Here is a 22,717-nt window from a genome sequence, read left to right on the forward strand (position 1 = left end):
AGCGGGCCGCGCTCTCCTCCTGGCCGTTCCACCAGCTCGAAGAACACATCCGCTACAAGGCCCGGCGGGCCGGAGTGCCGGTGATCTGGGTGGACGCCCACTACACCTCGCAGATGTGCCCCCGATGCGGGCACACCACAAGAAACAACCGTCCCGTCCGGGACACCTTCTGCTGTCGTCGGTGCGGGCTCGCCGGCCCCGCCGACCACGTCGCCGGGGTCAACGTACGCAACCGCGCACGCTCGGCGTGGGTTCTCGTCAACGAACCCGTACCACAAAGGACCTGAACACCTCCTTTCGCTGGTAGATGCGACCCGTGACCGCCCTGCCGTAGGGGGCAGTCGGGAGCGCGACAAGGCGCAAACGACAGAGCCAACACGCTCGGTCGTTTACGGCCGAGAAGTTGACCACCCCACCTCGCACGCCGCCGTACGGCTGGTGCGGTCCTTGCCTCAGATCGCGATGGGGCCCGCGCGGGGATTCCTGGTGCCGATGGACGACTTCGCGGCGTGGGCAGAAGGCCACGGCCGCGAACGTCTGCGCCAGGAGGACTTCTACCGTCGGGTGCGGCAACGACACGACCTGCTGATGAACGGTGACACCCCGGTCGGCGGCCGGTGGAACTACGACCACGACAACCGCCGGCCACCGCCGCGGAAAACACCCACCCTGCCCCTCCCCGCCCCCTTCCGGCCGTGCGAGGACGAGATCGACGACGAGGTCCGCCGCGACCTGGACCGGTGGGAGAAGGACGGGGACGTGTCGTTCGTCGGCCGGGACGGGCCGCGCCTGTTCCCCGCGACCCGAACCGAGGCGCGCACCGCCCTGGCACGCTTCATCGCGCACAGGCTGCCCACATTCGGACCCTACGAGGACGCGATGCTGGCCGCCGACCCGGTCATGAGCCACAGTCTGCTGTCATCGTCGCTCAACCTGGGACTGCTCGACCCGGCGGAATGCGTGGAAGCGGCAGAAGCAGCCTGGCGGAACGGCGCCGCCCCGCTGAACAGCGTGGAAGGCTTCATCCGGCAGATCGCGGGCTGGCGCGAGTACGTGTGGCATCTGTACTGGTACTTCGGCGACGACTACCGCTACTCCAACATGCTGCGGCACATCACCGAGTTGCCCAGCTGGTGGAGCGACCTCGACGCCGACAACGTACGGGCGCGCTGCCTGCACACCATCCTGGCCCAGGTGCGTGACACGGGATGGACACACCACATTCCCCGGCTGATGGTGCTGGGCGGCTACGCGCTGCAGCGCGGATGGGACCCGGCCGCTGTCACGGACTGGTTCCACCGCTGCTTCGTGGACGGCTACGACTGGGTCATGGTGCCCAACGTCGTCGGCATGTCCCAGTACGCCGATGGCGGGCGGATGACCACCAAGCCCTACACGTCCGGCGGCGCCTACGTGAACCGCATGAGCGACCTGTGCGGACCCTGCGTCTACCGGCCAGGCGACCGGGTCGGAGAGCACGCCTGCCCCTACACCGCCGGGTACTGGGCCTTCCTCGACCGGCACCGGGCGCGGCTGGAGCACAACCATCGCACCCGCCAGGCCGTGCGAGGTCTGGACCGGCTCGCCGACCTGGACGAAGTCCGCCACCAGGAGCGGGCACGCGGCGACGGACCGCCCTGAACCGACTCTTGTGAACCATCCGGGTAAGCCGCTCCTGAGCCATCGGGGTGAGCAGCGCCCGAAGAAGACGGCGCACCGGGCAGGAATGACCGCATCCGTGCACCTGCCGAAGTCCGAAGTGCTCGGGATACACGGACCAGGACCGAAGGGGTGTCCATGCTCGATACAGGCATGACGCGGGCGACACGTGCCGGCACCGCCGAACGTGCGGGCCGTAACGAGGTCCCGGGCACGGCACACGACGCGGTCATGGCCGTGGACGCCGTCCTTGCGGAGTATCTCGATGCGCGGCTGTACGAGGCCCAAGAGGTGGACGCCGTGTCCGCCCGGGACATGGCGGGCCAGGTCGCTGCATTCGTACAGCGCGGCGGGAAGCGGCTTCGGGCCGCTTTCGTATGGTGCGGGTGGCGGGCCGCCGGCGCAGGTGGCGACCCGAGGACGCCGCTGCGGATCGGGGCGGCCCTCGAGCTTGTCCAGGCATGTGCGCTCATACACGACGACGTCATGGACGGATCGCCGGTGCGCCGGGGAGCGCCGACCGTGCACGCCGACTTCGCCCGGATGCACCGGGCAGGCGCTATGAACGGCTCTGAGGAGCGGTACTCGACCGCCGCGGCCGTCCTCGCGGGTGACCTGGCACTCGCCTGGGCCGACGACCTGCTCACCGAGACCGCGCTCACCTCTGCGTACGGAAGGCAGCTGCACCGCGAATGGCGCGCCCTGCGCAGTGAGATGGTCGCCGGCCAGTACCTGGACCTGCGCGCCCAGGCGGCCGGTTCGTCCGCCGAGGACGACGCCTTGAACATCGCGACCTTGAAGAGCGCGCTCTACACCGTGGAACGACCGCTCGCACTGGGAGCGTGCCTGGCCGGGGCCGGCGCCCGTGCCATGGACGCGCTGCGGGCCGCCGGCCGGTGCGCCGGCCTCGCCTTCCAGTTGCGCGATGATCTGCTGGGCGTGTTCGGGGACCCGGCAGTGACGGGCAAACCCGCGGACGAGGATCTGCGCGGGCGGAAGCTCACGTACCTCCTCGCACTCGCCGTCCGGTTCGCCTCCGAGGCCAGCGACGCAGGGGCGGTCGAAGCACTGAGGCCGAGCGCCGCCGTGCGATCGGATGACGAGGTCTCCCGGATGCGTGCCGCCATGGAGCGCACGGGGGCCCGCGCCGCGGTCGAGGCGGAGATTGCCCTTCTGTCAACTCTGAGCGTGCGCCACTTCGGGGACAGCGGTGCGGATCCCGACGTCCAACGGCAGTTCGCCTCGTTGGTGGAGAGAGCCGTGGGCACCGCGCCTGCCCGGAGCAGGGAGGACTCGTGAAGACCGTCCCAGGGCCGACCGAGCACGTCGTGATCGTCGGTGCCGGCCTCTCGGGCCTCGCCGCCGCCCTGCATCTCCTGGGCGCAGGCCGCCGGGTGACTGTCGTGGAACGGGACGCCGCCCCTGGCGGCCGTGCGGGCAGGCTGGAACTCGGCGGCTACCGGCTCGACACCGGCCCCACCGTCCTGACGATGCCGCACGTGGCCGACGAGGCATTCGCTGCCGTCGGCGACAGCCTGTACCGGCGCGTGGAACTGATCGCGCTGCATCCGGCTTACCGGGCCCGGTTCGCCGACGGTACCCATGTCGACGTCCACACCGACGCCGATGCCATGGAGGCGGAAGTGCGGCGCTTCGCCGGCTCTGCCGAAGCCGCCGGATACCGTCGGCTGCGGTCCTGGCTGGAACGGCTGTACCGGGCGCAGATGCGGCGCTTCATCGACACGAACTTCGATTCCCCCTTCCAGCTCCTGCATCCGGACCTGGCCCGGCTGGCCGCCCTGGGCGGCTTCGGCCGCCTCGACGCCCGCATCGGCAGATTCATCACGGACCCGCGGCTGCGGAGGGTGTTCTCCTTCCAGTCGCTGTACGCAGGCGTGGCCCCCGCCCGCGCGCTCGCCGCCTACGCCGTCATCGCCTACATGGACACTGTTGCCGGCGTCTTCTTCCCCCGCGGCGGCATGCACGCCCTGCCCCGGGCCATGGCAGACGCAGCACAGGACGCCGGGGCCCGCATCCACTGGTCGGCCGAAGTCACCGAACTGGAGCGGTCCTCCGGACGCGTTACAGCCGTGCACGTGGCCTCGGGTGAACGCATCGCTTGCGACGCAGTGGTCCTGACGCCTGACCTGCCGGTCGTGCACCGCCTGCTGGAGCGTGCGCCTTGGCGGCCGGTGAGGCTGCGTCATTCACCGTCCGCCGTGATCCTGCACGCCGGTACGGACCGCACCTGGCCGGAGCTCGCGCATCACACGATCTCCTTCGGTGCGGCATGGGAGCGCACCTTCGACGAGCTGACGCGTACCGGCGAGTTGATGACCGATCCGTCGCTGCTGATCACCCGCCCCACCACGCACGATCCGCAGCTGGCGCCGCCGGGCAGGCACCTGCACTACATCCTGGCGCCGTGCCCGAACACCACCACAGGCCCCCCGGCCGGGACGTGGCGCGAGCTGGGGCCGCGCTACCGGGACCGTCTCGTCCAGGAACTGGAGCAGCGCGGCTTGCACGGGCTCGGGGAGAGCATCGAGGAAGAGACGCTGGTGACTCCGGCGGACTGGACGTCACAAGGTCATGCGGCGGGGACGCCGTTCTCTCTCTCGCACACGTTCGCGCAGACCGGCCCGTTCCGGCCCCGCAACCTGGTCCGCGGATACGACAACGTCGTACTCGCAGGCTGCGGCACGACGCCTGGAGTAGGGGTGCCGACCGTGCTCATCAGCGGCAAGCTGGCCGCCGCCCGCATCACCGGCCCCGGCGCTTCAGCGCGCTCGAGGCCCTTCCTCGAGCGAGTGCTGAGCGCTGCCCCGTCCGTGAAAGGCAGCGTGCGATGACCCGTCGTGAACTGGACGCCGCTGGTGTCACCGACCCCGACCTGCGCGCGGCCTACACGCAGTGCCGACAGCTCAACGCCCGCCACGGCAAGACGTACTTCCTGGCCACGCGTCTGATGCCTCTCGAGCGCCGCTGCGCCGTGCACGCGTTGTACGGCTTCGCCCGATGGGCCGACGACATCGTCGACGACCTCGACCGCCGGCAGCCACCTGAGCAGCGTGACCGCCTGCTGCGGCTGCTGGAGAGCGACCTCGCGCAGGGTCTTCGCACAGGCCACGGCAACGAGCCGGTGGTTAGAGCTGTGGCGGACACCGCCGAGCGCTACGCGATCGACCCACAGCTCTTCGCCGACTTCATGGCCTCCATGCGCAGTGACCTGAGTGTCACGGACTATCCGACGCACGCGCACCTGCGCGCCTACATGCATGGTTCGGCCGCGGTGATCGGGCTGCAGATGCTGCCCGTGCTCGGGACGGTCGTCCCCCGCGAGGAGGCGGCCCCGCATGCGGCCGCTCTCGGCGAGGCGTTCCAGCTCACCAATTTCCTGCGCGACGTGGGCGAGGACCTGGACCGGGGTCGCGTCTACCTGCCCGCGGACCTGCTTGCCGCGCACGGCGTGGACCGGCCGCTGCTCGAGTGGAGCCGCCGCACCGGGCGCCGCGACCCGCGCATCCGTGCGGCCTTCATCACGGCGGAGGCCATGATCCGGGGCGTGTACCGGGAGGCGGAGCCCGGCATCGCCATGCTCGACCCGCAAACCAGGCTATGCATCCGTACCGCTTACACCCTCTACAAGGGCATCCTCGATGCCATCGCGGCCGACGACTACTCCGTGCTGCACCACCGCTCGGTGGTGCCGCGCCGGCGCCGGGCACGCACGGCTGCGGCCGGAGTCGCACGCATCCTGGCCGCCCGTGTGCGCCCCGGCACACCGGGCCCGCCGCCAACGGTGCGCGGGGTAGTGGCCGACAGGCAGGGGGCGGAGCGATGACGCACGGGGCGGGCGAGGCGCGCTGGACGTCGCCGTTGCGGGTGCGCCGCGGACCAGGCTGGGCGGCACAGACACCGACCTGGCAGGAGGCGAAGCCGGCTCTGATCGCCGAAGCACTCAAGCGCGCCGAGGCACGGCCCTCGGGAAACTGGTTCGTCGTCGGCGGCTCCCGGGATGTCGTCGCCGGCGGCCGCCCCTGCGGCATGACGGTGGGCGGAGTGGAGGTGGTGTGGTGGCGGACGGAAGCAGGCGAGCTGAGGGCCGGGCCGGGCGCCTGCCCGCACCTGGGAGCTCCGCTGCGGGACAGCAGGGTGGTGTGCGGCACGCTGGTGTGCCACTGGCACGGACTGGCTTTGGACGGTAAAGCGTTCGCGGGATGGGATCCGTATCCCGTCCATGACGACGGGGTGCTGGTGTGGGTTCGCCTCGACGAAGTCGGGGGCGAAGAGCCGCTGGAGCGCCCCGTCGTGCCGGCCCGGCCCACTCCGGGCAGCGGGGTGGAAGCAGTCTTCACGGCGGTCGGGCAGTGCGAGCCACAGGACGTGGTCGCCAACCGGCTCGACCCCTGGCACGGCTCCTGGTTCCACCCGTACTCGTTCGTCGACCTGCGAGTGGTGCGGACCCCGCGGGACGAGCACGACGACGACTTCGCTGTCGACGTCTCGTTCCGGGTTGCGGGTCGGCTGGTGGTGCCCGTACGGGCCGAGTTCACCGCGCCCGAACCCCGCACGGTCGTCATGCACATCACCGACGGCGAGGGAGCTCCCTCGGTCGTGGAGACGCACGCCACCCCCCTGACGCCTCGAGGCGACACAAGCCCCCGGACCGCGGTGATCGAGGCGGTCGTCGCGGCTTCGGACCGACGCGGCTTCGCTCTGGCGCGTGCCGCAGCCCCGCTGCTGCGCACGCTGATGCGCAGGGCGGCCGGCCGGCTGTGGCGCGACGACCTGGCCTACGCCGAGCGCCGCTGGTCCCTGCGCAGCTCCGGCCGCTTGCCCGGCTGAAGACCCCCTATGGAAGCAGGGTGATCAGTCGCGCGCGGCCAGACCGGCGAGGGCCCGCAGGGCCCACGAGCGGCCGACACGCGGCACAGTCCACAGCACCTGTCCGCACACACCCCAACCGGCGAGAAGGGCGTTGGCCGCCAGAAAGCCTGAGGTCGCCGCTCGTTCCATCAAAGCCACGGGAAGACCGGTACGGACCAGATCGCCCGCTACCATCACGCGCTGGTGAGGAGTTCGTACGGACGGTCGTCGGCCGTAGCCGTCGACGGGGAACAGCGGGCAGTCGGCTCGCCATTCGTGGCGTGCATCGACGATCCGGGCATCCCGCGTCTCCGGGTACACCGCGTGCAGCTGGGCGATCAGCCGTTCCTGGACCTTCTTCGGCTCGTCTGCCTCGTCCACGGCGTAGGCGTGCAGTTCCACCACCGAGCCGCCGGTGCGCGCTGCCCAGCGGGCCGCCTCGCCCTCCCAGCGGTCGAGGACGCTGACGTTGTCCACGTCTCCGTAACCGCTGGTGCCGAGGAAACCGGCGCGATCCGCACGTACCGGGCGGTCGAGCCAGAGCCGGGAGACGAGGAACGGTGGCGTGGTGCGCAGGTCGGCGATGTCGTTGCGCCAGGCGGCGCTGCCAAGACCGGATGAGGCGGCCACGAGGCGGCGAAGACCGGTCACGTCGAGGGCAAGGACCGCCGCCTGGTGCCGGTCGGCCGTCGTGTCGGTCTCGACCTCGAGGTCCTCGTCGCCGATCGGTCGGACGCCGTGGACGGGCGTGCTGGTGCGGATGTCGACGCCGAGTCGCTCCAAGTAGTCGCCGAGCGGCTGCCACAGAGCCTGCGGGAAGGGCTCGCGCGGCACGTCGAAGAGGAGCCCTTCGGACGAACCGAGGAAATAGATGTGGAACATCAGCAGCAGTTCGGCGGCCGACAGCTCGCGCGGGTCGGCGAAGAAGCTGCGGGAAAAGACCTCGAACGCCAGGTGGTGGGCCGCTTCCGGGAACCGGATACGTGCGAGGAAATCTGTCGCGCTGATCGCGTCGAAGCGTTCGTAGACCTCGGGCACCCGTACGTCGAGCAGCGGCAGCGCGGCACGCGGGTCCATGGCGGCCAGGTCGCGCCATCCGAATGTCGGGCTCAGGGCGACGAATCCGAGCGCGCTCCAGGGCGGTGTTCGGGGTACGTGGGCGAAGCTGTCAATCATGCCGCTGCTGTGCCGCAGGGGGTAGTCGGGCAGAGGGCCAAGCCTCGCGAGGGCTGGATCGGTGCGTCGCAGCAGGCCGCGCAGGTTGTAGTACTGGCGGAAGAAGGCGTGAAAGCCGCGGCTCATGGTGGCCTCGGAGCCGTCCGCGAGGCGGGTGCGCCATCCGGCGAGGCGGCCGCCGAGCGGCGCCTCGCGCTCGTAGAGGGTGACGCGCACGCCGCGTTCGGCCAGTGCTGTCGCCGCGGCGAGGCCGGCGATGCCGCCGCCGATCACGGCTGCACTGGGCGCGACGCCGGTGAAGCGGCCGCGGCCGCGCGCTGGCAGGATCGTCTCCGCCTTCCGGTCCCTGCCACGGCGTGCGGCGCCGGTGTGTGAGGCCGCCTTCATGAGACAGCTGTCGTCGTCGCGGACGGGTAGGCGGACGTGGCGAGGAAGGTGTGGACGATGCCGGTCTGCCATCCCGCAACCGGCATGGTGCGTACGTCGGCGAAGCCGGCCCGGGTGAGTCTGGACGCGAAGGCGGGGGCGGTGTCGAACGTCAGCACGCTGCGCCACAGATGACGGTACAGGTCGCGGTCACCGGTCAAGGTGCCCGCCGGAATGATCACACCATGGCATACGGCGTTCCAGAGAGTCCGGTGGGCCAGGGAGCCGCTGAGGCTGTACTCGTGGACAGCGAGGCGGCCGCCGGGTCGCAGCAGCGCGCGCACGGCGGCAAGGACCCCGTCCGGGTCGGTGACGTTGCGGAAGAGGTACGAAGCAAGGACGGCATCGAAAGGCCCTTGGCCGGTCGTGTGAAGTTCCTCTGCGGTCAGATGCAGGAACCGGACCCGTGCGGGCCACGGCTTGGTGAGCGCGCGTTCCAGCATCCCCGACGAGGCGTCGACGGCGGTGATTTGTGCGTACGGTGCGGCTTTCAACAAGGCCCTGGTGGAGGCTCCCGTGCCGCAGCCGAGGTCCAGCAGGTGCAGACCGGCTCCGCCGCGCGGCAGGCGGAGCCGACGCGCCGAGCGCAGCAGGTCGCAGCGGTAGCCCGGATTCATCGCCGTGAGGCGGTCGTAGGTGTTTGACGCGTGGTCGAAGGCGCGCGCGAGGTCATCGTCCCGCAGTAGCGTCATCGGCGGCTCTCTTCGGGTCGGGTGGTGATGTCCGCCGCCCGTGTGTAGCGGCGGGGCAGGAACGGAAGTTCGGCAGCGGTGCGGAGCATGGTGCAGACGGGGGTGCGCAGGCCGATGCCGAACTCTTCCCACGGTGTGGTGCGGCCGTCGAGGAAGCGCAGCAGCCGCTCCATCGGGGTGCGCCTGAACAGGTCGGTGAAGAAGCGTGGGCCGTCGATCCGTCCGGTGTCGAGCGCTCGCAGCAGAACCGCGTCCATGGCCAGCGCCCGACGGCCGTGAGGCCGGGGCACAATCTCGCCGCCGTCGCGCAGCGCGGCGGCGATCTCCCGGCTCTGGCGCTGGATGGTGGCGAAGGTGTAGCCGGTGGCAGGCCGGGTGGCGCCGCCGGCCGTCCCGACACGGAAGACGGACTGACCGGTCCGGCGCGCAAAGCGGGCGTCGGTCATGGGGATGACGCCTTGCTCGGCGGATTCGACAGTGAGCGGGGCGAGTCGCAGCACGTCCGTGACGTAGTGCCGCAACGCTGTCTCGTACGCGGCGGTCGACAGCGGTGCACGGGAGAACTCGGTGTATTCGACCAGCGCCCGGTCGGGCGCGAGTGGGAGGACGTAGCCGAAGGCGAGCCCGTGGGGCGGCTGCAGTACCCGAAAGTCCATCAGGTCCGCCACCTCAGGGTCGAATCGGGCGGACGCGGTACGCACGAACCAGCCGCGGAAGTGCTGCAGCAGCAGGGTGCGGGCCGGCGGCATCTGGCGCAGGGGCCGTGAGTCGAAGACGTACCGTCCGCGCAGGGTGAGCCCCAGCCCGTCCGCGGTCCTGCAGCGGACCTCGGCCCCGTCCGCCACGTTGCGTACGGCATGCGCTGTCGCGCGGACGATCCGTGTCGCCGGGTACTGCGCCAGCCGGGAGCAGACCAATTCCTCGAAAGGAGCGGACCGCAGCATGTGGTAGCGCAGCGGCGCCGGTTCGGAGGTGATGACCGCGCCGTCTGCTCCCGTGATCCTCAGCCTCCGCCAGGACGCGACGACGGCCTCCTCGAACTCGACGGGCCCGGCGTCCCAGTAGCACCAGGTGCGCTCAGCCGGCCGCAGCGGGCCCTCTGGCGCCTCCACCACCGTTACGGCCGTGATACCGGTCTTGGTGAGCCAATGCGCAAGAGACAGTCCGGCTGCCCCGCCACCGACGACGACCGCGTCGGCTTGTCCGATGTCCTTGGGCACGCGGTGGTTCACCGGCCCTGTCGTTCGAGGAATGGCGTGCCGTCGGGGGCAGTGCGCACGCGTCGGGCGTCCGTCTCCAGGGCATCGGCCACGCTTCGGACGGCGGTGCCGAGATCACCTCCGGGCGGCAAAGGGGGCGGGGTGCCGGCGACGGCGCGGCCTGCGAATCCTGTGTCCAAGTGTCCGAGGCGGATCTCGAGCACACGAATGCCGGCGGGGGCTTCGCGGCGCACGGCCTCGAGCCAGGCGCTGAGCGCGCACTTGGAGGCGCTGTAGTCGGCCATGCCCGGCTGAGGGCGTTCCACTACCGCGCCGGTGACGGCGGCGATCGTTTCGCCCGCGTCGAAGGCACGAAGGGCGCCACGGAAGAACGCCGCCGGCGCGAGGGCGTTCACCGTCATCAGGTGCTCGGCGATGGCGTCACCCGTTTCGTCGGCAGACCCGAAAGCCACCGAGCCGAACGCTGTCACGACGGCGTCCAGGCCGCCAAGTGCCTCCTTCGCCACCTTGACCGCGCGGGCGCATGAGTTCACGTCGTACGCGTCGAAAACGGCCGTGCGAGCGTCACCGAGTGCCTCAGCAGTCCGCGCGAGGCGGCCCTGATCCCGGCCCGCCAATACGAGAAGCGCTCCCCGAGCACGGAGTTCGCCGGACAAGGCTGCGCCGATGGCACCTGTGGCACCGGCAACCAGGACACGCGCACCGTTGAGTTTCACCTGATTTCTCGCAGGATGCCCTGGCCTTCAGGCCGGGGAGGAATGGGTCCTTGGAGCGGAGCCGCGGAGCGGCGGAGGTCTCTGCGCATTGGTCGTGAACTGTGCTTTCGGCTGCTGTCGGTGGTGGCGGTTAGGTTGATGGGGTGAAGGTCGTGGTGCAGGTGAAGCTGTTGCCGTCGCCGGAGGTGGCGGCGGCTTTGGCGGCGACCCTGCGCGTGTGCAACCGGGCGGCTGATGCCGCATCGGTGGTCGCGTACGAGACGGGCACCACCACCCGCAACGAGCTGCAAAAGCTCGTCTACGCCCGCTTGAAGGCGGAGTTCGGGCTGGCTGCCCAACCGGCCGTACGGGTGGTGAAGAAGGTCGTGGACTCTTACGCTACGTTGCGGGCGAACATCCGGGCGGGGAACCTGGGTCCGGCCACCTCGAAGCAGCGCAGGCGTGCGGAGTCGAAGCCGGTCGTCTTCCGGCCTGATGCGGCCCAGCCGTACGACGACCGGATCCTGTCCTGGCAGCACGACGCACGGACGGTGAGCGTCTGGACGGTGGCCGGGCGGATCAAGTCCGTCCGGTACACCGGGCACCCCGGCCAGTTGGCGATGCTCGAGAAATGCCGCAAGGGCGAGTCGGATCTCGTGCACCGGGACGGCATGTGGTTCCTGATCGCCACCTGCGACATTCCGGAAGCGCCGCTCAATACCGATCCGGTGGACTGGATCGGGGTGGACCGGGGGATTACCAACCTCGCCACCACGTCCGACGGGACCAACTACCAGGGCCGCCGTCTTGGCCGCTACCGGCGCTGGCACGCCCGCAAGCGAGCCGAACTCCAGGCGAAGCAGACCCGCTCCGCCACCAGGCGGGCCAAACGCCGGGCGAAGAAGGAAGCCCGGCACGCCGCCCATGTCAATCACAGGATCAGCAAGGAGATCGTGGCCGTCGCTGGGGGTACCTCCCAGGCGAAGCGCTGGGGGAGCACCGGACGCGGCATCGCCCTCGAAGAACTGGGTGGCATCCGTGACCGGGTACGGCCCTTCCGCGACCAGCGGGCCGCGCTCTCCTCCTGGCCGTTCCACCAGCTGGAGGAACACATCCACTACAAGGCCCGGCGAGCCGGGGTGCCGGTGATCTGGGTGGACGCCCACTACACCTCGCAGATGTGCCCCAGATGCGGGCACACCGCCAGGCACAACCGTCCCGTCCGGAACACCTTCTGCTGTCGTCGGTGCGGGCTCGCTGGCCCCGCCGACCACGTCGCCGGGGTCAACGTACGCAACCGCGCACGCTCGACGTGGGTTCTCGTCAACGGACCCGTACCACAAAGGACCTGAACTTCCTTTCGCTGGTAGATGCGACCCGTGACCGCCCTGCCGTAGGGGGCAGTCGGGAGCGCGACAAGGCGTAGATGACTGAGTCAACAGGCTCGGTCGTTTACGGCCGAGAAGTTGACGCCCCACTCCGCCTTCCGGATCCGTTGGCATCTCCACTTCCGTCAATCAACCTCGCCCGGATGCACCGGGCGCAGCCCTGCGCAGTCACCGTCGTGACAGGTCGGCCAGCACCTCCCGCGCGGCGCGCGTACCCGATGCCAGGGCGCCTTGCACCGATCCGGTCGCCCGGTGATCACCGCAGACGTACCGCCCTGGTGCGAAGCGGGTCGTGCGGCTCAGCGGCCAGGGCGGCCTCATGGCGGGCAGAGCGCCCTCGATGGTGTAGGTGGCGATCGACGTCCAGGCGCTCGTGTCGGCCCCGTACAACTCGGCCAGGCGTCCGCGTACGACGGCCTGCCTGGCCGGTGGGTCGCTTCCCAGCACGGAGGTCGACACCAGAGCGACTCCCGGCGGGGCGTAAGTGGGCGTGACCTCGGTGAGGACACAGGTGTTCAGGACGGTCAGGCTGCTGTCGACGACAAGAGTCGGTTCGGCCAGCGGCGAGGTGTCAGTGGCGTGGTAGTAGGTGGTCACTGTGCGGCTGTCCGGCACCGGCAGGCCAGGCAACAGGCGGGCGGCTGTTGTCCCGTCCGTGGCCACGACGACCGTGCGGGCCGGTCGCTCGCTGCCGTCTTTAAGGAGCACGCCGGAGTCGGTGACCGCTGCGGCAGGTGTGTCGAGCCGGAGCGTGCTGTCCGGCAGGCCCGCGGCCAGCTGGGCAGGCACGGCTCCGATGCCTTCGGCGGGCAGGCAGAGGGTGCCACGCGCCATGCTGCGCCAGACCAGGTGGAAGAAGCGCGCGGAGGTTTCCAGTTCCTTCTCGAGAAACACTCCGGCCAAGAAGGGACGCAGCAATTGCTCGATCGCACGCGGCGAGAGTCCGGCACTGAAGAGGGCGGCCGAGGCAGTCCGTTCAGGGAGGTGTTTGAGGATGCCGGCGGGCAGCAGGGCGTCACGCGCGGTGAGGGCGGCGAGCGCGGCAAGGTCGCGTGCCGACAGGACGCGTCCTGGCAGCAGACTCGCCGCTGTCCGTGGGCGCCTGGTGGGGTCGGCGACCCGCACCTGCCCCATGGGCGTGGAGGCCATGACGCCCGGGGTGAAGGGCCTCAGGCGCAAGTCACGCAGGTTCAAGCGCCTTTTGACCTGCGGGTAGGCGGTGTTGAAGACCTGGAAGCCCCGGTCCAGCAGAAAGCCGTCCTTGTGGTCGGTGCGCATTCGGCCGCCAACGCCGTCGGAGGCTTCAAGCAACTCGACGCGCAGCCCGGCCCGATCCAGGTCCAGTGCGCAGGCGATGCCCGCGAGACCGGCACCCACGACGACAGCATCCGGCACTGGGCGGTGCTGATGGTCCATCACGTTGCCGCACCCTTCTTCTCCGGTATCCGACTCCGGTATCGGCGCGTTGCCCAGCGGACCATGATCCGGCGGCTGATGCCAGGTGCCTCCACGGGCATAGCCTCATCGTGTGACGGAAGCCGTCATCCGTTCGCGTACGGCTCCAGAACGGTCAACACTTCCGCCAGCCCTGGAGGGCGCAGCAGGCCCGGAGCCGACTGTCCGGTCCACCCGGGGCCGAGCGTCAGCACGATTGGCCGCCTGCGGGCTCCGCGGACACCCCACTCCATCGCGGCGACGTGCTGGGCCAGCGGCCAGCTGGCGGTCGTACGGGACTGGGCCCAGAGGCCGACGGCTGCTGGCCCGGTCCTGCGGATCGCCTCCACGAGCGCCACGACCGGCAGGGCGGCTCCGAACATGCGAACCGGAAGACCGCGTTCGGCCAGTGCAGCGGCGAGGACTTCCAGCGCCAGTGTGTGGTTCTCGCCGGGTACACAGGCGAGCAGGGTCGTGCGACCGGGCCGGTCGGCCGTAGCCGGTGGGGCGGACCGGCGCAGAGCGCCAGAGATGTGCCACGAAAGGAAATGCTCGACCTCGACGTACTTCTCGCCCGAGCTCTCCCATTTGCGGCCGACGGCCTGGAGCGTAGGCATGATCACCTCATGCCAGGCCGCCACCAGACCGTAGTCGGCGATCACGGCATCCAGCAGCTCGTCGAGGGCGATGGCGTCCAGCCGAAGGGCGGCTCGGGCCATGCCCTTGCACTCCTGGCGGGCGTGGCCCAACTGTAGGCCGGTCGAGGCCCGACTCCGCGTGCCGCCCCGCCTGGGCAGAGGTGGAGCAGCCGGCTCGGGTGCAGCAAGGTCAGCTTCGAGGTGCGGATCCGCACGGGCGAGCCTGGCCGCCTCTGCGGGCGGCATGCCTGTCATGGTCAGCGCACACATCCGCTCAAGCCTGGCAACGTCGGCAGCGGTCCACCGGCGGTGCTTCCCCCCGGTGCGCAGGTCCGGGCCGACTCCGTAGCGCCGGTCCCATGAACGCACCGTGGTAGGAGCCACGCCGAGGCGTCTGGCCACTTCGCCAGTCGTCAGGCCGCCCAGCTGCCCGTACCTAGGTTCATCGGGAGGAGTCACTCCTCCAGTTTACGACGCACAAACGATGCGTGTTGTCTGCGTCGTTTGCGCGTCCAAGACTGATGTCACGGACAGCAGCCCGGCACGCTCGTCGATTCACGCCGGCAGAGGCGGGCTCTCGGCACCGACCTGCACATGCGGCTCCGGCAGGAGGAACGGAACGATGATTACGATCACTCGACCGGTCGAACAGTGGCATTCCCCAACCGAGAGCACGCAGCGCGACGAAGAACTCGCTTGGGGCCTACTCGCCGCGGACGACGTCACTTTCGCCGCTGTCTACAAGCGCTGGAACCCTCTCGTCCACACCATGGCGAGCCGCTGTCTCGGCGACCCCCAGGAGGCCGAGGACGTCACGCAACAGGTCTTCCTCGCCGCCTGGCGCGGGCGAGCCGGATTCCACCCCGAGCGCGGACCGCTGGGCGCCTGGCTCGTCGGCATCACCCGCCGAAAGATCGTCGATGCGCTCGCCGCCAGAACACGGCGCCAACGGCTGGTCGAAGCGGCCGCCCGTACTGCCGCCACGTCGGCACCACACGAGGCGGCAAGCTCAAACCCTGAGGCGGCCATTGAGCGTGTACTCCTCGTCGACGAGCTCCTGCGACTTCCCCAGCAACAACGGGAGGTGCTCTGCATGGCGTTCTACGAGGACCTCACACACGTCCAGATCGCCGAGTGCACCGGCCTGCCGCTCGGCACGGTCAAGAGCCAGGCCCGCCGGGGATTGCAACGACTTCGCCTCCGGGCTGCGGGTGAGGGTTGACCGGCGTTTCATTGTGCCCGCCACCCGGTGGCAGGTCGCAGCCTCCATCGAACCTCCTGCGGGCGCAGTCCGTCGCGCTGCCCAGAGGGAGGCGGCACGGTTCGCCGGTGCGGCGCCTATCCCGGCGCGGAGCCCGATCGGCCGGTGCCTCTTGATCGTCGCCAGCCTCGTCACCTCTACCGCTCTACCGCCTCGGGCGACAGGCTGGGGTTCGTCCGTGTCTCGTCTGCGCAGCCACTTCCACAGGTGTCTGTGGGGGCTCTATAGTGGTGCTATGGCCACGACGACGATCCAGGTTCCCCGGGAGACCCGCGACCACCTTGCCGAGCTCGCAAAGGAGCGCGGTCTGAGCATCGGGCAGCTTGTCGAGGTCCTGGCCGCCGAGCAGCCGACCGCCGCGCAGCGTGCCGAGCGGTTGGCCGCGGACCGCGAGGTCGTACGCCGTGTGATCGGGGTCGGTATCAGCGACGAGGAGTTCGACCAGGCTCCTGACGTCCTGGGCAACATCTACAAGATCGCTGCCGAAAAGGCCCGGGCCGCCCGGGACGCCGCCGCGTGATCATTCTCGACACCAGCGCTGTCAAGGCGCTCGCCGACGGGCACAAGACGCTGAACCTGCTCGCGGGCAACATGGCGCGTACCCCCGGCGACCGCCTCATTGTCCCGGCCCTGTGCCTGATGCAGGCCGAAGCCGAGGACCAAGACATCTCCCGCCGCGTGCTTGCTTTCTCCGCCGTCGTCGTCGACAGCCTAGACACCGTCTCCGCCGTCAGCGTGGGCACGATGATTCGCGACGGCTACGGCAGCGCCGACACGTGCCACGCGCTGTACTGTGCACTCCCGCGCCCGGAGTTCACCGGCATGTCCATCCTGCTGACCGGCCGCGAGGACGCCTACCCGCCTGGCATCGTGACGGTCGACATCGACTCGCCCGGCATGCTCGGCTTTCACTGACGAGCGTCCTCGATCGCGAGCCCTACGCGGCCACCGGCGCCACTGTGCCGGTGGTCGTCCCCGACACCGTGGACGACCGTGCCGGGTTGGACGCGCTCGTGGCGCCTGCTCTGGTGCTGGTAGGTCGGCACGATTTCATCTGCGGGGTCCGCTGGGCCGAGGAGCTGCACGCCTTGATCCCACGGTCGCAGCTCGCGGTCTTCGAGGACAGCGGGCACTTCCCGCACCTGGAGGAGCCCGGACTCTTCGCCCGCGCGGTCGACCGGTTCGTGTCCGAGGGCGGCGGAGTCGGCAGGTCAGGTCGTGTGACAGAAGCGGCGGACGCCGGCTTCGGCACACGCTGATCGCATCCGGTCCACCTGGGAAGAGGGGCGCGACGTGGTCACGAACGAGGTAGAGCAGACTGCGACACCGCTGACTGCCCTGGTCGGCCGGGAGGCAGACCTGCGGCGCATGGACGCCTTCCTGGGCGGCCTGACCACCGTCGGCAGCACCCTGCTGGTCTCCGGCGAGCCCGGCGTGGGGAAGACCGCCCTGCTGGACGCTGCCGCCTCCCGGGCGGCGGGCCGCGGTGTGTCGGTCCTGCATGCCACCGGGGCGCAGTTCGAGGCACGCACCAGTTTCAGCGGCTTGCAGCAGCTTCTCCACCCGGTCATCGGCGAGGCCCAGGGCCTCAGCCCAGTCCACCGCCCGGCGCTGCTGGTCGCTCTGGGGGACGGCAGCGGACCGGCGCCCGCGCCCGACGCTGTCGCGAGGGCGCTGCGGGCGCTGCTGGCCCGCCTCACGCGCGAGCACCCCCTCGTGCTGATCGTCGATGATCTGCCGTGGCTCGATGCGAGCAGCGCCTTGGTGCTCGGGTTCGCGGCCCGTCGGCTGATCGGTACGAAGGCCGGGCTGCTGTGCGCGCTGCGGCCGGGGGCCGACAGCTTCTTCGACCGCAGCGGCCTGCCCGAGCATCTCCTCCAGCCGCTCAGCGACCAGGCTGCCGACACGCTGCTGGCCGATCGCTACCCCGCGCTCGCCCCCCGGATCCGCAAACGCCTGATGGCACAGGCGCAGGGCAATCCGCTGGCTCTGCTAGAACTCCCCGTGTCCCTGGGCGACTCATCGCGCACGGCACAGGGGCTCCCCGAGCAGCTGCCCATGAGCAGCCGCCTGCAAGCCGCGTTCGCCGCACGCGTGCGTGGGCTGCCGGCCGTCACCCGCTACATCCTGCTGCTCGCCGCCCTGGAGGGCACCGGGGATCTACAAGTTCTGGAGGCGGTGGTCGCCGGCCGGTGCAGCCTGAAGCAGCTCGGCCCCGCCGAGCGCGCCCAGCTGATCCGCATCGACGACCGCACCGGGCACCTGACCTTCCGGCATCCCCTGACCCGCTCCGCCGTGGTCGAGCTGTCCACCAGCGATCAGCGCCGGGGCGCCCACCTCGCCCTCGCCCGGCCGCTCGCCGATCAGCCGGAGCGACGGGCCTGGCATCTGGGGCAGGCCACCGTCACTCCGGACGCGGGCATAGCGGCGCTGCTGGAGCACGCGGCGCGCAGCATGAGCCGGCGGGGTGACGGTTCCATCGCCATCGCCTCGCTGCTGCGCGCGGCGGACCTCACCCCCGACGCCGCCGAGCGGGCCCGACGGCTCGCCGAGGCCGCGTACGTCGGCGCCCAAGTCACCGGCGATCTGCACGACGTGCCGCGGCTGCTGGACGACGCACGCCGTACGGCACCTGGTCCGGGTCCGCTGGTCGCCGCCGTGGCGAGCTCCGCCTATTTGCTGAACGGTTCGGGTGATATCGACACCGCGCACCGGCTGCTGGGTGCGGCGGTGGCCCTCCAGCGCGAGCCGTACGACGCGCACGATCCGACCCTCACCGAAGCGCTCCACACGTGGCTTCTGGTGTGCTTCTTTGGCGGTCGGCCGCAGTTGTGGCGGCCGCTGGACGCCGCGCTGGGCAGGTTCACCGCGGATACCGGCATCCTGGCCGTCACCCGGGCGACCTTCGCCGACCCGGCCCGCTGCACCCCGGACGACCTGGCCCGCCTGGACACCGCGATCGCCGAACTCACCTACGAGTCCGATCCGGTGCACATCGTCCGCGTCGGCATCGCGGCCGCCTACGTCGACCGGCTGGCCGACTGTGGTGAAGCGCTCCTGCGGGTGGCTGAGGCCGGCCGCAAGGGCGAAGCGATCGCCCCAGCCATCGACGCGCTCTTCCTGCTCGGCCTGCACTACCTGCACACCGGGCAGCGGGAGTCGCTGAACCGCGTCGTCCACGAAGGGCTGGCCCTGTGCCAGGACCACGGCTTCGCGATGCCGTCCTGGCCCGGGCAGTTCCTCCTCGCCACGCACGCCGCGATCCAGGGCAACAGCGGCGTCGCCTGCGCCCTGGCCGACGACATGGACCGGTGGGCGGGACCTCGGCAGGCCGGCGCCGTGCATGCCTATGCCGCGCATGTCCGGGCCCTGGCCGCGCTCGGCCGGGGCGACTTCGAGGAGGCGTTCCGGCAGGCCACCGCCGTCGCCCCGGCGGGTGCCTTCCCAGAGTTCGCCCGGCACGCCCTGTGGCTGCTGCTGGACATCACCGAAGCCGCCGTACGGACCGGGCGGCCCGCCCAGGCCCGCGCCCACGTTGCCGCCGCGCGAGAAGCGGGCCTAGGCGCGATCTCACCGAGGCTGCAGATGCTGCTCCTCGCCGCCGCCGGGCTGACGGCCGAAACACGGGCGAGCGCGTGGTTCGAGCAGGCGCTGGCGGTTCCGGGAATCGAGCGCTGGCCGTTCGACCGGGCGCGCGTCCTGCTGTACTACGGCGAGCACCTGCGCCGCGCCAAAGCCACCACCGCGGCCCGGCGCCACCTGTCCGCCGCGGCGGACGCCTTCCAGCAGTTACGCGCCCTTCCCTGGGCCAAGCGCGCGGTCCAGGAGCTGCGCGCCGCCGGAGGCCGGCACGGTAACAGCAGCACGCCCGGCTCCGCAGTGCCGTTGACGCCGCAGCAGTGGGAGATCGCGAAGCTGGCGGCCGCCGGCCTCACCAACAAGGAGATCGGCGCACGGCTGTTCCTCTCCTCCCGCACCGTCTCCACGCACCTGTACCAGCTCTTCCCCAAACTCGGGGTGACGTCACGAGCCGCGCTGCGCGACGCGCTCGATCAACTGCACAGGGGCTGAGGCCAGGTGGCCGGGGCAACGCGACGGCCACCGTGATCACAGGCACCGCGCCGTGCCCAGGCGGTTGGGCCGGCTGTGGGCGGGTCCGTGTCCCGGTTCGCCGGGGCGTGGACCTGCTTGCCACGCCCGACTGTCATCCGAGTTCGTCCCCGGCTCGCGCGGCTGGTGTCCCTGTTCCACGCCGGTGCGGCGGCAACGTCCGCGGAGGAGCCGAAGCTCGAAGGACCGCCCGCCGGACAAGCCCTACGCGACGACGTCCCGCAGCTGGAAGCGCGAGGTGACGCCGAGCTTCGGGAACGCCCGGTTGAGGTGGAAGCCGACCGTGCGCGGGGACAGGAACAGCCGGGCCGCGATCTCCTTGTTGGACAGTCCCTGCGCGGCGAGCCGCACGATCGCCAGCTGCTGCGGGGTGAGGTCCATCACCGCGTCCCGCTGCCGCGCCTGGGCCGTGTCGACGCCGGCGGCCCGCAGCTCCGCGGTCGCACGGGCGTTCCACGGGGGCGCGCCCAGGCCCTGGAAGAGCTCCAGCGCCTCGATCAGCGGTGCGCGGGCGTCGGTCGGTCGCTGGCGGCGGCGCAGCCACTCACCCAGGTCGGCGAGCGCGAGTGCGCGTTCGAATGGCCATTGTTCGCCGCCTGGTGTGAACGCCGCCTCGCGGAGCAGGTCTTCGGCGAGGTCGGCGTCGCCTGCGAGCAGGCCCTTCGCTCTGCTGAGGATGAGCTGCAGCCGCAGGGAGATCGTGGTGGGCAGCTGGCCCAGGGCTGTGTCGAGGGTGCGTTGCGCCTCGTCGGTGTGCCCGATACGGACCGCGCTGGCCGCCAGGTCAGCGAGTCCGTAATAGGAGCTGTGGAAGTGGACGGGGCTGCCGTCGCGTCGGAACAGCCGCCTGAGGTGGAAGTAGGCCGTCTGGTGATCGCCTTCGGCGAGCGCGGCCAGCGCGTTCGCGTGCCGGACGCGCATCTCGAAGGTACGTGTCCCCTGCAGGTCGAAGTCGCGGGTGGCGTCGGCCAGCGTCTGCCGGGCGCGTCGGCTGTCCCCGCGTACGGCGGCCAGCGCGCCGTCCAGGATCTGATTGCTGAGGGTCGCGAGCTCCAGGCCGCCTGCGGCGGCCGCACGATCGGCTTCCTCGAGCGCCGTGAGGGCGGCGGGCCAGCGGCCGACCTCGAACAGGGCCATCGCGTGCGTCGAGGCCACGGTGGCGTTCGCGCCCGCTGTGGCCGACTGGTGGTACAGCTCGATCATGGTGCCGAGCAGGTGCACGGCCGTCTCGGTCTCGTCCAGCGCCCAGGCGGCGGCCCCGAGCATCGACCAGGCCTCTATCGGCTTCTGGTCGAGGGCGGAGGCGTGACGCAGATGGGCGAGGGCTTCGTCGCGGGCGCCGAACGGGTCACAACCGGCCAGGACCCACGTACTGCAGGCGTCCGGTTGCTGGTGCGGCAGACTTCGGTAGCGCTCCAGGATGGTTGTGCGGAAACGCGGGTCGCCGCTGGTGTACGCGACCATGGACGCGGTTCCGAGCGGTGCGATGGCCAGTTCCGGGCGCGCCGCCGCCCAGGCGTCACCCGCTGCCAGCAGCCGGTCCATTGCCTCAGGGTGGCGGCTGGTCAGGGCCAGGGCCCACCCGGCACCCATGTCTGCCTCGGCGCGGGCATCGGCGGTACCGGCATCGGCTGCCACGGCCGCGGTGAGCTCCGCCACCCATCGCGGATGCCCGGCGAGCATCGCATACTGCGCGGCCGCGTTGAGGCGGCGTACCCGGTCGTCGGTACGAGGGCTGAGCTGAGCGGCTCGCTCCAGGGTCGTCGCGGCTGCCGCGTAGCCGCCCCGGTGGCGTGCGCGTTCCGCGGTCGCCTCGAGCGCCGCGGCGACGGCCTCGTCCACCGTGACGGTCGCAGCGGCACGGTGCCAGGCCCGGCGGTCCTCATCAAGGCCGGCGGCGGACGCGATCAGGCTGTGCGCCTCGGCGCGCTGGCCGAAAGGAGCAGCGGCCAGCACCGCGGACCGCACCAGGGGGTGGCGGAACCTGATCGCCCCCTCGCGCAGGGTGAGGAGCCCGGCCTTCTCCGCTGCGGACCACGCCTCGGCGGCGGCCCTCGCCACGCCGGCACGGCCGGTCGTCTCACCCGGGGCGGACCGGGTGAGCGGGGCGTCGCCAGGTGACTCCAGGGCTTCGGACGCAAGGACGTCACCGAGGATCTCGGGCAGAGCGGCCATGTCCGGCGGGTCGGCGACGGCCGCCAGCAGGAGCAGGCGTCGGACGGGCTCGGCCAGGGCGTCCAGGTCCGCGGCGAAGAGCTGCTCCAAGCGCTCGGTGAGCGGGAGTTCCAGCCCGGCCGGCTCCTCTCGGGGCGAGTGGAGGGTTGCCGCCCGCGCGAGCTCGACCAGCGCGAGAGGGTTTCCGCCCGCCTGCCGCATCACCTGACGGCGGGTGCGCCCGTGCGTCGGCGCCGCAACAGAGTCGAGCAGGCGCGCGGCGTTCACATCGTCAAGGTTCTCCAGTCGGTGCACCGTGCTCTGGCGCAGCCAGCCGGGCGGCACACCTGCGCGGCGGGACGCGAGGAGGAAGCCCACGGGCTCTCCCTGGAGGCGGCGGGCGCACAGGCTCAGCAGGTCCTGGGTGGACCGGTCGAGCCACTGGAGATCGTCGATGACCACCAGGACCGGTCCCGTGTCAGCCCAGCGGGACAGCGTTCGAAGGAGCGTTCCGGCAAGCGCGAGCGTACCTGTCGTGGCTGTCTCTCCGCCTTGCAGGGCCGATTCGAGCACCGCGCGGTCGTCGGCTTCGGTGTGGGCCACGGTGGTGCGCCACGGGTGCAGGAGCGCGTCGAGCCCACCGAACGCGAGTCCGGCTTCCTCCGGGCGGCCCACGGCCCAACGGGCCTGCCCGCCGTGCTCCTTGACGCGGTGGGCCGCAGCCTCCAGCAGCGAGGTCTTGCCGATGCCGGGCTCGCCGAGCAGCAGCAGGGTGCGTTCCCGTGCCCCGGCTTCGGGCCCTGCTGCCTCCATCGACAACTCGCCGCTCACCCGGTCCAGAAGCACGTCCACAGCACTCAAAGCCTGCTCCCGGCCGAGCAGCCGGCTCTGGGTAGCCGCCATCACGCCCCCCACCCCTGACACATCGCCGCGCGCTCCCGCCGCCAGCCCGGCCACCCTAACCCAGCTGTCACAACCGGCTGGAGATCCCCTGT

18 protein-coding genes and 1 pseudogene are annotated in these 22,717 nt (G+C 71.0%); 12 read left to right on the top strand and 7 right to left on the bottom strand.

Annotated elements, in window-relative coordinates; genetic code table 11:
- From ABT078_RS37130 to ABT078_RS37155, 6 genes and pseudogenes are all read left to right on the top strand, one after another.
- The coding region (locus ABT078_RS37130) for a zinc ribbon domain-containing protein (RefSeq protein ID WP_351235874.1) at positions 1 to 287 on the top strand (287 nt) is incomplete at its 5' end.
- A 106-nt stretch (positions 288 to 393) separates the two neighbouring features.
- A pseudogene (locus ABT078_RS37135) lies at positions 394 to 1,641 on the top strand (cryptochrome/photolyase family protein); the annotation flags it as partial.
- A gap of 156 nt (positions 1,642 to 1,797) precedes the next feature.
- Positions 1,798 to 2,958, top strand: a complete 1,161-nt coding sequence (locus ABT078_RS37140; RefSeq protein ID WP_351235876.1) for a polyprenyl synthetase family protein — start codon at positions 1,798 to 1,800, stop codon at positions 2,956 to 2,958.
- Positions 2,955 to 4,511: a phytoene desaturase gene (locus ABT078_RS37145; RefSeq protein WP_351235878.1), complete on the top strand. Its 1,557-nt coding sequence runs from the start codon at positions 2,955 to 2,957 to the stop codon at positions 4,509 to 4,511. The genes ABT078_RS37140 and ABT078_RS37145 overlap by 4 nt, the downstream gene beginning before the upstream one ends.
- Complete coding sequence (locus ABT078_RS37150) at positions 4,508 to 5,503, top strand: phytoene/squalene synthase family protein (RefSeq protein ID WP_351235880.1); 996 nt, start codon at positions 4,508 to 4,510, stop codon at positions 5,501 to 5,503. Before ABT078_RS37145 ends, ABT078_RS37150 begins: the two co-directional genes overlap by 4 nt.
- On the top strand, positions 5,500 to 6,507 hold the full coding sequence (locus ABT078_RS37155) for a DUF5914 domain-containing protein (RefSeq protein ID WP_351235882.1): 1,008 nt from the start codon (positions 5,500 to 5,502) through the stop codon (positions 6,505 to 6,507). The genes ABT078_RS37150 and ABT078_RS37155 overlap by 4 nt, the downstream gene beginning before the upstream one ends.
- Before the next feature lie 24 nt (positions 6,508 to 6,531).
- On the opposite strand, the gene ABT078_RS37160 is transcribed toward ABT078_RS37155, so the two are convergent.
- Genes ABT078_RS37160 through ABT078_RS37175 form a run of 4 tightly spaced genes read right to left on the bottom strand, consistent with a single transcriptional unit; the run spans position 6,532 to position 10,758 of the window.
- The gene (locus ABT078_RS37160) at positions 6,532 to 8,091 is read right to left on the bottom strand and encodes an FAD-dependent oxidoreductase (protein ID WP_351235884.1); all 1,560 of its coding nucleotides are present in this window, start codon (positions 8,089 to 8,091) and stop codon (positions 6,532 to 6,534) included.
- Positions 8,088 to 8,822 (bottom strand): class I SAM-dependent methyltransferase, encoded by a 735-nt coding sequence (locus ABT078_RS37165; protein ID WP_351235886.1) that lies wholly within the window; start codon positions 8,820 to 8,822, stop codon positions 8,088 to 8,090. Before ABT078_RS37165 ends, ABT078_RS37160 begins: the two co-directional genes overlap by 4 nt.
- Entirely contained in the window at positions 8,819 to 10,054 is a 1,236-nt protein-coding gene (locus ABT078_RS37170; RefSeq protein WP_351235888.1) for a lycopene cyclase family protein, read from the bottom strand. The genes ABT078_RS37165 and ABT078_RS37170 overlap by 4 nt, the downstream gene beginning before the upstream one ends.
- On the bottom strand, positions 10,051 to 10,758 hold the full coding sequence (locus ABT078_RS37175; RefSeq protein WP_351235890.1) for an SDR family NAD(P)-dependent oxidoreductase: 708 nt from the start codon (positions 10,756 to 10,758) through the stop codon (positions 10,051 to 10,053). Before ABT078_RS37175 ends, ABT078_RS37170 begins: the two co-directional genes overlap by 4 nt.
- 143 nt (positions 10,759 to 10,901) lie before the next feature.
- On the opposite strand from ABT078_RS37175, the gene ABT078_RS37180 reads away from it, so the two are divergent.
- Positions 10,902 to 12,089, top strand: a complete 1,188-nt coding sequence (locus ABT078_RS37180; protein WP_351235892.1) for an RNA-guided endonuclease InsQ/TnpB family protein — start codon at positions 10,902 to 10,904, stop codon at positions 12,087 to 12,089.
- 204 nt (positions 12,090 to 12,293) lie between these two features.
- On the opposite strand, the gene ABT078_RS37185 is transcribed toward ABT078_RS37180, so the two are convergent.
- Entirely contained in the window at positions 12,294 to 13,541 is a 1,248-nt protein-coding gene (locus ABT078_RS37185) for an NAD(P)/FAD-dependent oxidoreductase (RefSeq protein ID WP_351235894.1), read from the bottom strand.
- Between the two features lie 125 nt (positions 13,542 to 13,666).
- Positions 13,667 to 14,656 carry a MerR family transcriptional regulator gene (locus tag ABT078_RS37190; protein ID WP_351235896.1) on the bottom strand — a complete coding sequence of 330 codons (990 nt, stop codon included), beginning with the start codon at positions 14,654 to 14,656 and terminating at the stop codon, positions 13,667 to 13,669.
- Positions 14,657 to 14,819: 163 nt separating this feature from the next.
- Here ABT078_RS37190 and ABT078_RS37195 point away from each other — a divergent pair, with 163 nt between their 5' ends.
- The 5 genes from ABT078_RS37195 (at position 14,820) to ABT078_RS37215 (ending at position 19,529) form a co-directional block, all read left to right on the top strand.
- Positions 14,820 to 15,419, top strand: a complete 600-nt coding sequence (locus ABT078_RS37195) for a sigma-70 family RNA polymerase sigma factor (protein ID WP_351235898.1) — start codon at positions 14,820 to 14,822, stop codon at positions 15,417 to 15,419.
- A 274-nt stretch (positions 15,420 to 15,693) separates the two neighbouring features.
- Positions 15,694 to 15,978 (top strand): hypothetical protein, encoded by a 285-nt coding sequence (locus tag ABT078_RS37200; protein WP_351235900.1) that lies wholly within the window; start codon positions 15,694 to 15,696, stop codon positions 15,976 to 15,978.
- Positions 15,975 to 16,373, top strand: coding sequence for a PIN domain-containing protein (locus ABT078_RS37205; protein ID WP_351235902.1), 399 nt, complete (start codon positions 15,975 to 15,977; stop codon positions 16,371 to 16,373). The genes ABT078_RS37200 and ABT078_RS37205 overlap by 4 nt, the downstream gene beginning before the upstream one ends.
- 50 nt (positions 16,374 to 16,423) lie before the next feature.
- Positions 16,424 to 16,717: an alpha/beta fold hydrolase gene (locus tag ABT078_RS37210; protein WP_351235904.1), complete on the top strand. Its 294-nt coding sequence runs from the start codon at positions 16,424 to 16,426 to the stop codon at positions 16,715 to 16,717.
- A 34-nt stretch (positions 16,718 to 16,751) separates the two neighbouring features.
- On the top strand, positions 16,752 to 19,529 hold the full coding sequence (locus ABT078_RS37215) for a helix-turn-helix transcriptional regulator (RefSeq protein WP_351235906.1): 2,778 nt from the start codon (positions 16,752 to 16,754) through the stop codon (positions 19,527 to 19,529).
- A 243-nt stretch (positions 19,530 to 19,772) separates the two neighbouring features.
- Here ABT078_RS37215 and ABT078_RS37220 read toward each other — a convergent pair whose 3' ends face one another.
- On the bottom strand, positions 19,773 to 22,625 hold the full coding sequence (locus ABT078_RS37220; RefSeq protein ID WP_351235908.1) for a helix-turn-helix transcriptional regulator: 2,853 nt from the start codon (positions 22,623 to 22,625) through the stop codon (positions 19,773 to 19,775).
- Positions 22,626 to 22,717 lie beyond the last annotated feature (92 nt).

Origin of the sequence: Streptomyces sp. NPDC002133 (assembly GCF_040296405.1) — a bacterium.
Classification (GTDB): domain Bacteria; phylum Actinomycetota; class Actinomycetes; order Streptomycetales; family Streptomycetaceae; genus Streptomyces.

Bases quoted from the DNA above. Each gene is read 5' to 3' on its own strand.
- ABT078_RS37140 (WP_351235876.1), top strand. From the start codon at position 1,798: ATGCTCGATACAGGCATGACGCGGGCGACACGTGCCGGCACCGCCGAA.
- ABT078_RS37150 (WP_351235880.1), top strand. From the start codon at position 4,508: ATGACCCGTCGTGAACTGGACGCCGCTGGTGTCACCGACCCCGACCTG.
- ABT078_RS37155 (WP_351235882.1), top strand. From the start codon at position 5,500: ATGACGCACGGGGCGGGCGAGGCGCGCTGGACGTCGCCGTTGCGGGTG.
- ABT078_RS37160 (WP_351235884.1), bottom strand. From the start codon at position 8,091: ATGAAGGCGGCCTCACACACCGGCGCCGCACGCCGTGGCAGGGACCGG.
- ABT078_RS37165 (WP_351235886.1), bottom strand. From the start codon at position 8,822: ATGACGCTACTGCGGGACGATGACCTCGCGCGCGCCTTCGACCACGCG.
- ABT078_RS37185 (WP_351235894.1), bottom strand. From the start codon at position 13,541: ATGGACCATCAGCACCGCCCAGTGCCGGATGCTGTCGTCGTGGGTGCC.
- ABT078_RS37195 (WP_351235898.1), top strand. From the start codon at position 14,820: ATGATTACGATCACTCGACCGGTCGAACAGTGGCATTCCCCAACCGAG.
- ABT078_RS37200 (WP_351235900.1), top strand. From the start codon at position 15,694: ATGGCCACGACGACGATCCAGGTTCCCCGGGAGACCCGCGACCACCTT.
- ABT078_RS37220 (WP_351235908.1), bottom strand. From the start codon at position 22,625: ATGGCGGCTACCCAGAGCCGGCTGCTCGGCCGGGAGCAGGCTTTGAGT.